This is a genomic window from Marivivens sp. ABH4_498, from assembly GCF_056160585.1.
This window is the reverse complement of record NZ_JBSWXL010000001.1, coordinates 485,535-498,995: the sequence shown is the minus strand read 5'-3', so window position 1 is coordinate 498,995 and position 13,461 is coordinate 485,535. Positions and strand designations below refer to the sequence as shown.

Genomic DNA, 13,461 nt, shown 5'->3' with positions numbered 1-13,461 from the left:
CATACAGTGTAACGAACGTGCATACGTAGGGTTTCCAAATGGGTTTCTTGTTCCTTCTTCTTGGTGCGGCTGGCATGGCTGCCTTTGCTGATCTGGATCTGGACGGGTCGGACAGCGACGTTGATACCTCGGAAGAAACCCAAGAAGACGATGTAGATGTTTCCGCCGAAGCGCTGATCGATTTGCTGGGCGATACCACCGTTGTTGACGGTGATGACGACGGATACGATGTCGAAACCGCAGGCGGAGACGATGTTGTGATCGTTGAAGGCAATCAGGTTCTGGACGGCGAAGATTTCACAGACGAAGACATCGAAACCAATGATGGCGACGACTATGTCGAACTATCGGGTGGCCATGGTTCGCATGCAGATGAAATCGATCTGGGCGCTGGCGATGATGTCATCAACGTCGGTTTTGGTTCGGTCGTTGATAGCCTGATTATGGGGGCGGGTGCGGACGTTCTGGCAATGACCGGCATGTGCACCGAAGTCACCGTCGAAGATTTCGACCCAGCCGAAGATGTTCTGGCGCTGGATCTGGGCCTGTCGTTCCTGAATGGCGACGATGCAATGGACTATGTTGAATTCAACGAAACGGACGATGGCGTGACGATGGCCGTCGTCGAACCAGAAGGCACCGAAATTTTCGCTCTGGTTACCCTGAAAGGCCTAACCATGAACGATGTCGCCAGTCTGGAAATCATGTTCGGCTAAATTTCAATTTACCCTATGCGAAAAGGGCGGACCTAGGTCCGCCCTTTTGCGTTTTAAAATGTATAGCCAACAGTCAGCGACAAATATGGCACCGCTGGCAAATCAGACAGTTCGGCGTTCAGATCATCAATGTCGTTTTGAAAATCTGCATCGGCCGCGTTTGTGGATGCTTCTAGCGATGTGAAAATCGCGCCCAGTTCGCCGCTAAGGTAAACGCCGCTGTCCCATGTGTATTGGTAACCCGTCGCCAGCATCAGCGCGACATCGTCTTTGAATGCGATTTCGGCTTCGAACGTGTCTGCTCCGTCGTCAAATTCGGACGAAATGGACGAATTGGAAAAGAACAAACCGCCCGACACACGCCAGCCGCCATATGCATAGTAATCAGCAACGACACCCAAAGCGCCCAAGCTGAGGTCCGCTGTGACGTTATAATCGGTGCCATCATCGGATTCATAGCTGTCGGTTTCCGATACGTTGATACCGCCTAGGTAGAAACCGCGCGCTTTGATCTGTGGTGTGATTTCATAGGAACCTTCGATCATCGCGCCAAAGGTCGACAGGCCCGCGCCTGCTTGGATATCGCCAGTTTCAGCGGCTGCTGCACCGGCTAAGCCTAAAAATAGAATAGAAGAAATTATCGTTTTCATAGTTAACCCCATAACAATAACGTAGGGTCAACTTACGGTTCGGCTGCCGCAATGGAATGCGCTAATCTGACTTGCGGTTCGCACAACCAAAAGATGTTGCAGATGGGAAACAGGTGGCGATGTAACACCGCCACCTGATGTTCATTTATGCAGCAGCTTTGCCTGCGCCAAAGCGGCCATAGAACGATTGGCCTTTGTCCGCCATGTCGCGCAACAGCGGTGGACAGGCGAAACGATCGCCAAAGGCTTCGGTCAGTTGATCACAACGTTCCGCAGCATAAGGCGCGCCCATGATGTCCAACCAGCTGAACGGACCGCCCGACCACGGCGCAAAGCCCCAGCCTAGGATCGCACCAACGTCGCCTTCGCGGATGTCTTCCAAAACGCCTTCTTCTAATGCGCGCACGGCCTCTAGGACTTGGGCGAACAGCAGGCGGTGCTGAACGGTTGTCAGATCAGGCTGTTCGTCTGCCACAGGGTATTTCGCGGCCAGACCATCCCATAGGCCCTGACGTTTGCCTTTTTCGTCGTAGGCATAGAAACCAGCGGCGGCTTTGCGGCCCATGCGGCCTTCGTCTGCCATCCAGAACAGCACTTCGTCCACGGCGTCGTTCGGATAGGCGTCGCCCATCGCGGCCTTGGTCGCTTTGGCGATTTTTACGCCCAAATCGATCGAGGTTTCGTCCGTCAATTGCAGCGGGCCCAGCGGCATTCCGACCAGTTTCGCCGCATTTTCGATCAGCGCAGGTTCGACACCTTCGCGGACCATGCGGATGCCTTCGTTGATGTATGGGATGATGCAGCGGTTCGCATAAAAGAACCGTTCGTCATTCACAACGATAGGCGTTTTGCGGATCTGGCGGACGTAATCCAACGCCTTGGCCACCGCGCGATCACCGGTTTCTTTGCCTTTGATAATCTCGACCAGCATCATTTTTTCGACCGGAGAGAAGAAGTGAATGCCGATGAACTGTTCCGCGTTTTTCGACGCTTTGGCCAGTTGGCTGATTGGCAGGGTCGATGTGTTGGTCGCAAAGATGCAGTCGGGGCCGACAACGGCCTCTACTTTGGCTGTCACGTCCGCTTTGATCGATACGTCTTCGAACACGGCTTCGATGATCAGGTCGCAACCAGCCAGCGCGTTGTAATCGGTGGTCGCGGTGATCTGGCCCAGAACCTGTTCTTTCTTTTCTGGGGTCGTCTTTTTGCGGGCGATGCCTTTGTCCAGGAACGCTTCGGTATAGGCTTTGCCGCGGTCTGCGGCCTCTTGGTTGGCGTCGATCAGCACGACTTCCATACCTGCCTGCGCGGAAACCAGCGTGATGCCAGCGCCCATCATGCCCGCGCCGATCACGCCGACCTTTTTCACGGTCTGGTCGTCAACGGCTGGACGGTTTGCGCCTTTTTCCAGTGCCTCTTTGTTGATGAACAGGCTGCGGATCATGGCCGAGGACGACGGGTTCAGCAGAACGTTGGTGAACCAGCGGGCTTCGATTTTCAGGGCCTGATCGAATGGCACCAATGCGCCTTCGTAGACGGCGGATAGCAGCGCCTTGGCGGCTGGATAGACGCCTTGGGTTTTGCCGTTGACCATTGCGGATGCGCCCACAAAGGTCATGAAACCAGCGGGGTGATACGGTGCGCCGCCCGGCATTTTGTACCCTTTGGCGTCCCAAGGTTTCAGGATGTCAGCGTCTTTGGCGTTCAGAACCCATTCTTTGGCCGCAGACAGCAGTTCGTCCGCTGGGACGACTTCGTCAACGACGCCCGCTGCTTTGGCTTTTTTCGGGTCGTTTAGTTTACCCTCTAGCAGCAGAGGCGACGCAGCCATCGCGCCCAATTTGCGCGACAGGCGGGTGGTGCCGCCAGCGCCCGGGAAAATGCCGACCATGATTTCAGGCAGGCCGATTTTGGCTTTGGGGTTGTCGGCTGCGAAAATGCGGTGCGTGGACAGCGGGATTTCCAGACCGATGCCCAACGCCGTACCAGGCAGGGCTGCGGCGATCGGTTTGCCGCCTTTGTTGGTTTTCGGGTCCATGCCAGCGCGTTCGATTTTGCGCAGGATGCCGTGCATGTTCATCACGCCGTCAAACAGGCCTTTGGCGGGGTTGTCGCCTGCGCTGTCTTTCATCTTTGCGATGATGTTCAGGTCCATCCCGCCAGCAAAGGTGTCTTTGCCGGATGTGATCACGATGCCTTTGACGGCGTCATCCGCCAGCGCCTGATCAACCAGTGCGTCCAGTTCGGCAAAGCCTTCTAGGCTCATGACGTTCATGGATTTGCCTTGAACATCCCACGTGATGACGGCGACGCCATCGGCGTCAATGGCCATAGTAAAGTCGGTCATTTGTTTCCTCCCGATAAATGGGTTTGGCATAGTGCCATAGCAGTTTGGCCCGCCGCGAAACGTCGCGGCAGGCTCTTTAACAGATTTAGAGTGTGGTCGGTGTTTACTTGCCCGCGGTTTGCAGTGCGCTGAGCAATTCGATCATTGGCGCGCGCGGCGTTTGATACTGGACAAGTTTGATTTTGATCTGATCGTCCGCCAACCCGCAGAAATAGGTCGCCCCACTTTCCTCCAATGTCTTTCCGTCGATATCCAGCAAACGAAACTGAACCCATACGGGCAGGTGATCGTCTCGTGCTGAACTTTGACGGGTGAAATTCACTTCGACCTTGGCCACGTTGATCATTCGCAAAACGGATGTGATTAGATTGAATTCCGCCAGCATTTCGTCGTGATTGGTGATTGTGATCAGTTCGTCCGTGTATTGGAGCGCATGAGGCATCGCAAAATAGTCGGTCATCCGATCCATTTTGCCCAACAGGACATCCTTGGTCATGCGATCCAGCAGATCCATGGCGCGCTGCGCCAATTGCGTGCAATCGTTCTGACTCGGCACAGGCCGAGGCTGCGAACTTTGAAACGTTTTGGTTTGTGTCATACCCATTTTTGCACTCGTCATATCCTTTAGCCACGTCAATGGAACGTTGGTAGACGTTCGCATTTTCGGTGGTTTCGTCCTTAACGACAGCGAAAGCCGCTGCGTTACCCCAAAAGACGAAAGTGTCCCCAATAAAAAACAAATCACAGTTGATCGGCGCCGTTTGTCCACAAGCGCCGGTCTCCCTGTGTATAAGTTTTTCAAAGCGGTTTGGATACATGATTCGTCTTCTGTTCCGTGCGGGTCGGGTGGGCATAGGTCAGCAATGACTGGCAAATGCCCAATTAATCAGAGAAATTTACAAACTCTGGGTTGATCACAAATTGTTACATTCGTTCGATGATGGTTGCTGCGCCCATTCCGGATGCAATGCACAGCGTTGCAAGGCCTACGCCTTTGCCTGTGCGTTCCAGTTCATCCAGCAGGGTGCCGATAATGATTGCGCCCGTTGCGCCCAGCGGGTGACCCATTGCGATCGAACCGCCGTTGACGTTCACGACCGATGGATCGACGTCGAATGCCTGCATGAAACGCATCACAACGGATGCAAAGGCTTCGTTCACCTCGAACAGGTCGATGTCGGAAATCGACATGCCGTTGTCTGCCAGAATCTTTTCGGTGACGGGCACAGGACCGGTCAGCATGATGGTCGGATCGGTGCCGATTTTTGCGGTGGCACGGATGCGCGCGCGCGGTGTCAGGCCGTATTTTTCGCCGAACTCTTTGTTGCCGATCAGAACGCCAGCGGACCCATCCACGATACCAGAAGAGTTCCCAGCGTGGTGGATGTGGTTGATACGTTCCAGATGCGGGTATTTCATCAGCGCGACCTTATCAAAGCCGGGCATGACTTCGCCCATGTCTTTGAACGATGCCTTTAGGTTGCCCAGCATTTCGGTGGTGGTGCCGGGGCGCATGTATTCGTCATGATCCAGAACGGTCAGGCCGTTTTGATCCAGAACAGGAATGATGGATTTCGCGAAACGGCCATCGTCCCACGCGGCTTTGGCGCGGTTTTGCGATTCAACGGCCAATGCGTCTGCGGCTTCGCGGGTGAAACCGTATTCGGTGGCGATGATGTCTGCCGAAATGCCCTGAGGCACGAAATAGGTGTCCATTGCGATGGATGGGTCAACGGCAATCGCTGCGCCGTCCGAACCCATGGCAACGCGGCTCATCATTTCGACGCCGCCCGCGATGTATGCCATGCCTGCGCCGCCTTTGACTTGGTTCGCGGCGATGTTCACGGCTTCCATGCCGGATGCGCAGAAACGGTTGATCGCAAGGCCTGGGATCGATTCATCCAGATCGGACGCCAGAACCGCAGTCCGCGCCAAACAGCCGCCCTGTTCGCCGACTTGGGTCACGTTGCCCCAGATCACGTCTTCGACGGCGTGCCCGTCCAGACCGTTGCGGTTTTTCAGCGCGTTCAGAACGTTTGAAGACAAACGAACGCTGGTCATTTCATGTAGGCTGCCGTCTTTGCGGCCTTTGCCGCGCGGCGTGCGTACGGCGTCATAGATGTAGGCTTCGGTCATGGTTTCCTCCTCAGGCGTCGGGCAATGCGCGACGCATCAATTCGTATGGGTGTTTCCAACCGGGCAGGGAGCTGATGTTGTCCAGCCAACGGTCGATGTTCGGGTAATCGCTGCGGTCAAAGGTGAAATCTTCGGTGTAGAACAGATAGCTACAGCAGCTTAGGTCAGCGTTGGTCAGGGCGTTGCCCACGATCCAATCACGACCCTGTAAATGGGTATCCAGCGTTTTCAGCGCGGCCTTTAGACGGCCCGCAATAAATCCGATCACATCGGCGCTGCGTTTGTCGGCGGGCAAGAAATTCATCTGAAACCGCAGCATGCCTGCTTGGGAAGATAGTTTGTGGTTATCCCACAGAACCCAGCGTAGAACCTCGCGGCGTTCTTCAGCTGTCGTTCCGCCGAATTTTCCCGTTTTTTCAGTCAGGTAATCCAGAATGACGCCTGATTGTGTCAGCGTCAGATCCCCATCAACCAAAACAGGACATTCGCCCATTTCGTTGAGGGCCAAAAATTCAGGGCTGCGCGAACCGCCGCGGAAAAAATCGACCCAGACAGGTTCCCATTCAACATCGGCAAAGGTCAGCGCCAATGCCGCCTTGTAGGAATGTCCGCTTTCGCCAAAACAGTATAATTTCATTGCGATACCAATCGTTAGGGTGGTCAGGATGGAGGCATAGCCCCCATCCTAAATCGCTTAGAACTGGTCCGCAGTCAGGCCCATGACAGTGTCCGCACCGGTTTCGATACGGGCAAGGTGCATCGAACATGCCGGCAGGCTGCGCGCCATGTAGAATTCACCGGTTTTGATTTTCGCATTCAGGAAATCAGTGTCGGTGTTGCCGGCATCCAGCGCGGTGTAGGCAGCCGCCGCCATGCGGGTCCACATCAGGCCCAGACATACGTGGCCCATCATGTGCATGAAATCATACGACCCAGACAGCGCGTTGTTGGGGTTTTTCATGCCGTTCTGCATGAAATACATACCCGCCGCTCGCAGCTGTTTGGATGCGTTTTTCAGTGCATCGGTGAACGGTTTCATGCGTTCGTCTTCGTGGGCTTTGCATTCCGCTTTGACCATTTCAAAGAACGCCATGACGTGTTTGCCGCCGTCTTGGGCCAGTTTGCGGCCAACAAGGTCCAGCGCCTGAATGCCGTTCGCGCCTTCGTAGATCATGGCGATACGGGCATCACGGGCGAATTGGGACATACCCCATTCTTCGATATAGCCGTGGCCGCCGTAAACCTGCTGGGCCTGAACCGCCATTTCGAAACCTTTGTCGGTCAAGAAACCCTTGATCACAGGGGTTAGCAGCGACACCAGACCGTGGGCGGCTTCGTCGTGTTCGCGGCTGTGTTTGTCGATCAGGTTCGCGCCCCAATAGGTCAGAGCGCGCGCGCCTTCGACGAACGATTTCTGTTCCATCAGGTTGCGGCGGATGTCTGGGTGCACGATCAGCGGATCGGCTGGGCCGTCTGGGTTTTTCGCGCCGGTGACATCGCGGCCTTGCAGGCGGTCTTTGGCGTAGATCAGCGCGTTTTGGTATGCCGCTTCGGCCTGTGCGTAGCCCTGCAGGCCAACGCCCAGACGCGCTTCGTTCATCATGGTGAACATGGCGCGCATGCCTTTGTGTTCTTCGCCGACCAGATAACCAACCGCGCCGTCATAGTTCATAACGCAGGTCGAGTTGCCGTGGATGCCCATTTTTTCTTCGATCTTGCCGACGGACACAGCGTTGCGTTCGCCCAGATCGCCGTTGTCATCGACCATGATTTTCGGAACGATGAACAGGGACACGCCTTTGATGCCTTCTGGGCCGCCGACGATTTTCGCCAGAACCAGATGGATCACGTTGTCCGACATGTCGTGATCGCCAGCCGAGATAAAGATTTTCTGGCCAGTGATTTTGAACGAACCATCTGCCTGAGGTTCGGCTTTGGTGCGCATCAGGCCCAGATCGGTGCCGCAGTGCGGTTCGGTCAGGTTCATGGTGCCTGTCCATTCGCAGGTCACCATTTTCGGCAGGAATTTCGCCTTTAGTTCGTCGGACGCGTGGGCGTGGATCGCGGAATAAGCACCGTGGGTCAGGCCCTGATACATGTTGAACGCCATGTTCGCGGATACGAACGGTTCGTTCACTGCGGTCATCATCAGATAGGGCAGGCCCTGACCGCCGTATTCGGGGTCACAATCCAGCGCGGTCCAGCCGCCTTCTTTCATTTGTTCAAAGGCGTCTTTGAAACCTGTAGGCGTGCGAACAACGCCGTTTTCCAGGGTGCAGCCTTCGGTGTCGCCAACGGCGTTCAGCGGGGCCAATACGTCGGATGCGATTTTACCTGCCTCTTCTACAACGGCAGATGTGAAATCACGGTCCATTTCATCATAACCAGGCACGGATTGTTCGGATACTTTCAGAACATCGTGCAGCAGGAACTGAATGTCCTTTGTCGGTGCTGTATAGCTAGGCATGGTGGTCTCCTCCGAGTGCGGTTAACCCGCGTTTTGCAGTCGTAGTTTTTCCAGATGCTGTCGGCCCCATTCCATCTGTTGTTTCAGATCTTCGATGGCGCTTTCGAGCTCGGCTTTTTGATCTTCCATTTCGGCCAAATGACGTTTCGCAATCTCATAGGTTTCGGCCAGCTGGGTTTCCTGCTGATCATCCAGTTCATACAGGTCCAGTAGCTGGCGTAACTCTTCCAAGGTGAAACCAAACCGTTTGCCGCGCAGGATCAATTTCAGGCGGGCACGGTCGCGTTTCGTGAACAGGCGCTTTTGGCCTTCGCGGATCGGGAACAATAGTTCCTTCGCCTCGTAAAACCGCAAAGTGCGCGGCGTTACATCATACGCGTCGCACATTTCGCGGATCGTCAGTGTCTGTTCTGTCGTCATCGTCATTTGCAGTCCTATTTGTGTCGGCAACGTTGCGGTGCAATCGTCGGCACACGGCTAATGTAGTGCTCAAGTTGACCATAACGTAAACGAAACGCTGCGTCATTTCCGAGTGTGACGAAAGGTCAAATTCCAAGAATTGAAAAAATGGGCGCCCAGAAACGAAAAAAGAAGGCGTAGCGCCTTCTTTTTGGGGTGATTTGGTTGGGCTTAGGCTTTGTTCAGATTCGCCTGTGTTTCATCCCGCAGCTTTTTGAGGTCTTTCATCGTTTCCTCTAGCTGAGTCTTTTGTTCGGCAAGCTGGGCCAATTGTTCGTCAGCCATTTCGACCCATCTGCGCATTTGCGCATCGGTGCCCAGTTGGTCGTACATTTCCAGCCACTGGCGCAATTCTTCCAATGAAAATCCAAAACGGCGTCCACGCATGATCAACGTCATACGCGCCACTTCGCGTGGGCCATAGAAACGGGCGCGGCCTTCGCGGTCTGGGGCCAGCAATTCAATGTATTCATAGTACCGTAGGGTTCGCGGTGTTACATCGAATTTGGCGCACATCTCTTTGAAAGAAATTCGCGGTTCTGTCATGTGTCGACCTCCTCTCGCGCCACACTAGAAATAAAACATGGGTTCGGCAACCGCAGTTGACGTAACGGTGTACGAACGTACAACCACTTGCGCAATTGGGTATTTTTCCCGAATACTGCCCCCGCAGGAGGCCCAATGTCACACGAAACCAAAGATCGCCAAACGCTGATTGCCAATCAATTTATATCGTCCCTTCCACATGCCAAGTCATTGGGCATGCGGCTGGTGGAAATTGGCGATGGATTGGCTGCGATTGAAATGGATTATGATGAACGGTTCGTGGGTGATCCTGAAACGGGCGTGATCCATGGCGGGGCCGTTTCGGCCCTGATGGATACGTGTTCGGGTGCGGCCGTGATGTGTCACCCTCAGGCGTCATTGGGAACGGCGACGTTGGATTTGCGTATTGATTACATGCGGTCCGCAACACCGGGGCAGACCATTGTTGCCCGCGCGGAATGCTATCACGTCACGCGCAGCGTCGCCTTTGTGCGCGCCACGGCCTACGACGATGATCGGGATCGGCCCGTTGCAACATCGACCGGCGCCTTTACCGTTGAACGCAAGGCATAGGACATAAAATGCGCAAACCCGAACCCGTACAGGTCGTAAAACAACGTCGTGATGCTGCGCTGGAACGGTTGATCCAGTCGATGCCCTATAGTCGTTTTTTGGGGATTCAGTTTGATCGCCGCGGCGATGAATTGACTGCTGTTCTGCCGTTCAAAGACGAATTGATCGGGAACCCGATTTTGCCCGCGATCCACGGCGGCGCGACTGCCGCATTTTTGGAAACCGCAGCAATTGTTGAGCTGGCTTGGTCGATGATCTGGTCCGATATCGAAGGCGCAGAGCCCCAAGATGTCAAAGTGCGGCTGCCCAAAACCATCGATATCACCGTGGATTATTTGCGATCAGGCCTGCCGCGTGACGCCTATGCGCGGGCGCGGATCACCCGCGCAGGACGCCGTTATGCCAGTGTTCAGGTCGAAGCATGGCAAGACAACCGTGATCGTCCATTCGCGCAGGCTACGGGTCATTTTTTGATGCCGTCCCGCGATGGATAATCTGACCCATCGGCGGGTTCTATATATCGCCGTTCCTATTGTTTTGGCCAACATCACGGTTCCTTTGTTGGGGTTGGTGGATACGGGCGTAATCGGGCAACTGGGGCAAGCCGCGCCGTTGGGCGCAGTGGCGTTGGGTGCGCTGATCCTGACGGCGATCTATTGGGTCTGTGGGTTCTTGCGCATGGGCACAACAGGTCTGACCAGTCAGGCCATCGGCGCAGGCGATATGGACGAAGCCTTTGCCCTGCTAAAACGTGGCCTATTGGTTGGGTTCGGGTTCGGTTTGTTCGTGATCGTTGCTCAATGGCCTTTGTTTTGGGGGGCATTTTATCTGTCGCCCGCATCGGAAGACGTCGAAACTCTGGCGCGACAATATATGTCCATCCGCGTCTGGTCGGCCCCTGCTGCAATTGCCAGCTACGCAGTGATCGGTTGGTTGATCGCCCGTGAACGGTCACGCGGCGTTCTGGTGCAACAGATTGCGATGAATATCGTCAACATTGGATTGGATATCCTGTTCGTTCTGGTTTTGAACTGGGGCGTTGAGGGCGTGGCGTGGGCTACATTCGTGGCGGATTGGACCGGATTGGCTGTGGGTCTATGGTTCTGCCGCGATGCCGTGCGCACGCGGATCGGATGGCCTGCCATTTTGGATGCTGCGCGGATCAAACGCATGGCGATGGTGAATGGCGATATCCTTATTCGGACTTTGGCGTTGCAGGCGATTGTTGTCATGTTCGTCTTTTGGGGTGCGGCGATGGGCGATGTGCAGCTGGCCGCGAACGAAGTCCTGATGCAATTCCTGACGCTGGTGGCGTTTTGTTTGGACGGCTTTGCGTTTTCGGCCGAAACGCTGGTGGGGCAGGCGATGGGGCGGGGGGATCGCGCAATGCTGCGCCGCGCGGCCATTCTGTCGTCTTTTTGGGGCGCGATAACGACCGTGGCTATGGTCGCGTTGTTCTGGTTATTCGGCGCAGCAATCATTGATTTTTTGACTACTGCCCCCGATGTGCGCGATGCCGCGCGGGTATTTTTGCCCTACATGGTTGTTGGCCCGTTGATCGGGTTGCCTGCGTGGATGTTGGACGGGATTTTCATCGGCGCGACCCGCACGCGTGACATGCGGAATATGATGCTGATTTCATTCGCAATCTATATCGCCGCTGCGATTCCGTTGATTGACCAATTTGGAAACCACGGTGTCTGGTTGGCGATGATCGTCAGTTGGATCGCGCGCGGGGTGACGTTGGGTATGCGCTACCCCGCGTTGGAAAGATCCGTATCGGCTACAAAAGGCTAAGGATATTTTCAGGCGGACGGCCCACAACGGCACGGTCGCCGGAAATCACAATGGGCCGTTCGATCAGTTTTGGGTTCGCGACCATCGCGGGGATAATCGCGCTGTCATCAGCGTCTTTGAGCCCAAGTTCGCGATAGATCGTTTCACCCGTCCGCAACAGATCCCGCGGGGTCATGCCCAATTTCGCAATAACCTGAGACAGTTCGGTTTCGGTCGGGGTGTCAGTCAGGTACAAACGTACGGTCGGATCAACACCGTTTTCTTGCAACAGCGCCAATCCTTGACGGCTTTTGCTGCATCGCGGGTTGTGCCAGATGATCATGTCCAATCGCTCCGGCCTGATCCGACGGCTTGTTTAACCGATTCAAAACCGTCACGCTTCAACAGTTCATCCAATCCACGGGTGATTTTGGTCACCAACCCCATGCCGCCGTAGACTAACGCGGTGTACAGTTGAACCGCAGACGCACCCGCGCGGATTTTTTGATAGGCCTGTTCTGCCGATCCAACGCCGCCGACGCCGATGATGGGCAAATCGGTCATCGTGGATAGTTTTGCCAGAACGCGGGTGGATTTTTCGAACAACGGCTGACCGGATAGGCCGCCTTTTTGGTGGGCGTGCTGGCTCAGCAATCCGGCGCGGTCCAATGTGGTGTTTGTGGCGATGATACCAGAAATACCCGATGCGTTTGCGACTTCGGCGACATCGGTGATTTCTGCTTCGGTCAAATCCGGGGCAATTTTCAGGAAAATCGGGATCGGTCGATCCAGAGCCGCATTGGTTTCAATGACGCCGGACAGCAGCGCCGACAGCGCGTCTTTGCCCTGCAGATCACGCAGTTTTTCGGTGTTCGGGCTGGACACGTTGACGGTCGCGAAATCCAGATGGGCGCCGCAGTGTTTCAGCACGGTCGCGAAATCGGCAGCGCGGTCTTCGCTGTCTTTGTTGGCGCCTAGGTTCAAACCGATCACGGCGTTCTGGGGGCGTTTCGCCAGACGGGTCGCGGCGGCCTCCATGCCTTCGTTGTTGAACCCGAACCTGTTGATCGCGGCGCGGTCTTCGGTCAGGCGGAACAGGCGGGGTTTGGGGTTGCCCGGCTGCGCGCGCGGCGTGATTGCACCGACTTCGATAAAGCCGAAACCGCAGCGGGTCAGAGGCGACAAAACGGTCGCGTTTTTATCAAATCCTGCAGCCAAACCAATAGGGTTGGCCAGATCAATGCCCGCGATCGATGTTTTCAAACGGTCCGAACTGTAGGTTTCGGTTTTTGGGGCGATGCCATATTGCAGCGCCTTGATCGCCAGTCCGTGGGACGTTTCCGGATCAATCTGGCGTAGGGCGGACAGGCCGATTTGTTCAATTAGGTTCATTATAGCTCCGGAAACTGGTGCGCACCGTCGACCAGCGGCAAAGGTTTTTCCCAAATAACATCCTGCATCTTTAGGTTGCGGTAAAGATGCGGAAACAGCGCCCCACCGCGCGACGGTTCCCATTTCAGGTCATCCGACAACGCGTCACTGTCTAATGCGATTAAATGCAAATCCGTTTCGCCAGCAAAATGTTTTGCAGCAGTTTCAACGACCTGATCGGCTGTGGAGATATGAATGTAGCCATCCGTCACATCAATCGGAGCCCCAACGGTTTCCCCATCGGTGCATAATTGATCCCATTCGGCGGCGCGGAAAATTTTATAAATCAGCATAGCGTTGTCATGCCTTTGTCATTGCAGCGGGTCAAGTGCCTGCAAAACAGGCAATCGACTGACATTC

15 protein-coding genes are annotated in these 13,461 nt (G+C 55.2%); 4 read left to right on the top strand and 11 right to left on the bottom strand.

Features of this window, described 5'->3' with window-relative positions:
* Positions 1 to 38: 38 nt before the first annotated feature.
* Positions 39 to 716 (top strand): hypothetical protein, encoded by a 678-nt coding sequence (locus tag ACXAGA_RS02580; protein WP_475115942.1) that lies wholly within the window; start codon positions 39 to 41, stop codon positions 714 to 716.
* 53 nt (positions 717 to 769) lie between these two features.
* On the opposite strand, the gene ACXAGA_RS02575 is transcribed toward ACXAGA_RS02580, so the two are convergent.
* From ACXAGA_RS02575 to ACXAGA_RS02540, 8 genes are all read right to left on the bottom strand, one after another.
* A complete protein-coding gene (locus ACXAGA_RS02575) occupies positions 770 to 1,366 on the bottom strand; it encodes a hypothetical protein (RefSeq protein ID WP_475115941.1) in 597 nt (198 codons plus the stop codon).
* Positions 1,367 to 1,511: 145 nt separating this feature from the next.
* Complete coding sequence (locus ACXAGA_RS02570) at positions 1,512 to 3,713, bottom strand: 3-hydroxyacyl-CoA dehydrogenase NAD-binding domain-containing protein (protein ID WP_475115940.1); 2,202 nt, start codon at positions 3,711 to 3,713, stop codon at positions 1,512 to 1,514.
* Between the two features lie 103 nt (positions 3,714 to 3,816).
* Positions 3,817 to 4,311: a hypothetical protein gene (locus ACXAGA_RS02565; RefSeq protein WP_475115939.1), complete on the bottom strand. Its 495-nt coding sequence runs from the start codon at positions 4,309 to 4,311 to the stop codon at positions 3,817 to 3,819.
* Positions 4,312 to 4,637: 326 nt separating this feature from the next.
* Positions 4,638 to 5,849, bottom strand: coding sequence for an acetyl-CoA C-acetyltransferase (locus ACXAGA_RS02560; RefSeq protein ID WP_475115938.1), 1,212 nt, complete (start codon positions 5,847 to 5,849; stop codon positions 4,638 to 4,640).
* Between the two features lie 10 nt (positions 5,850 to 5,859).
* A complete protein-coding gene (locus tag ACXAGA_RS02555) occupies positions 5,860 to 6,492 on the bottom strand; it encodes a glutathione S-transferase family protein (protein WP_475116221.1) in 633 nt (210 codons plus the stop codon).
* A gap of 51 nt (positions 6,493 to 6,543) precedes the next feature.
* The gene (locus ACXAGA_RS02550; protein ID WP_475115937.1) at positions 6,544 to 8,316 is read right to left on the bottom strand and encodes an acyl-CoA dehydrogenase C-terminal domain-containing protein; all 1,773 of its coding nucleotides are present in this window, start codon (positions 8,314 to 8,316) and stop codon (positions 6,544 to 6,546) included.
* Between the two features lie 21 nt (positions 8,317 to 8,337).
* Complete coding sequence (locus ACXAGA_RS02545; RefSeq protein ID WP_475116220.1) at positions 8,338 to 8,736, bottom strand: MerR family transcriptional regulator; 399 nt, start codon at positions 8,734 to 8,736, stop codon at positions 8,338 to 8,340.
* A gap of 210 nt (positions 8,737 to 8,946) precedes the next feature.
* Positions 8,947 to 9,321, bottom strand: coding sequence for a MerR family transcriptional regulator (locus tag ACXAGA_RS02540; RefSeq protein ID WP_475115936.1), 375 nt, complete (start codon positions 9,319 to 9,321; stop codon positions 8,947 to 8,949).
* 135 nt (positions 9,322 to 9,456) lie between these two features.
* Here ACXAGA_RS02540 and ACXAGA_RS02535 point away from each other — a divergent pair, with 135 nt between their 5' ends.
* Genes ACXAGA_RS02535 through ACXAGA_RS02525 form a run of 3 tightly spaced genes read left to right on the top strand, consistent with a single transcriptional unit; the run spans position 9,457 to position 11,691 of the window.
* Positions 9,457 to 9,894 carry a PaaI family thioesterase gene (locus tag ACXAGA_RS02535; protein ID WP_475115935.1) on the top strand — a complete coding sequence of 146 codons (438 nt, stop codon included), beginning with the start codon at positions 9,457 to 9,459 and terminating at the stop codon, positions 9,892 to 9,894.
* Between the two features lie 8 nt (positions 9,895 to 9,902).
* Positions 9,903 to 10,388 carry a PaaI family thioesterase gene (locus ACXAGA_RS02530; RefSeq protein WP_475115934.1) on the top strand — a complete coding sequence of 162 codons (486 nt, stop codon included), beginning with the start codon at positions 9,903 to 9,905 and terminating at the stop codon, positions 10,386 to 10,388.
* On the top strand, positions 10,381 to 11,691 hold the full coding sequence (locus ACXAGA_RS02525; protein WP_475115933.1) for an MATE family efflux transporter: 1,311 nt from the start codon (positions 10,381 to 10,383) through the stop codon (positions 11,689 to 11,691). The genes ACXAGA_RS02530 and ACXAGA_RS02525 overlap by 8 nt, the downstream gene beginning before the upstream one ends.
* Here the strand turns inward: ACXAGA_RS02525 and arsC are convergent.
* The 3 genes from arsC to ACXAGA_RS02510 are packed head-to-tail and all read right to left on the bottom strand — an operon-like array spanning position 11,678 to position 13,394.
* Positions 11,678 to 12,013 (bottom strand): arsenate reductase (glutaredoxin), encoded by a 336-nt coding sequence (arsC, locus tag ACXAGA_RS02520; protein WP_475115932.1) that lies wholly within the window; start codon positions 12,011 to 12,013, stop codon positions 11,678 to 11,680. The two genes, ACXAGA_RS02525 and arsC, sit on opposite strands and share 14 nt — an antisense overlap.
* A complete protein-coding gene (locus ACXAGA_RS02515; RefSeq protein ID WP_475115931.1) occupies positions 12,010 to 13,062 on the bottom strand; it encodes a quinone-dependent dihydroorotate dehydrogenase in 1,053 nt (350 codons plus the stop codon). Before ACXAGA_RS02515 ends, arsC begins: the two co-directional genes overlap by 4 nt.
* Complete coding sequence (locus tag ACXAGA_RS02510) at positions 13,062 to 13,394, bottom strand: DUF952 domain-containing protein (RefSeq protein WP_475115930.1); 333 nt, start codon at positions 13,392 to 13,394, stop codon at positions 13,062 to 13,064. Before ACXAGA_RS02510 ends, ACXAGA_RS02515 begins: the two co-directional genes overlap by 1 nt.
* Between the last annotated feature and the right edge of the window lie 67 nt (positions 13,395 to 13,461).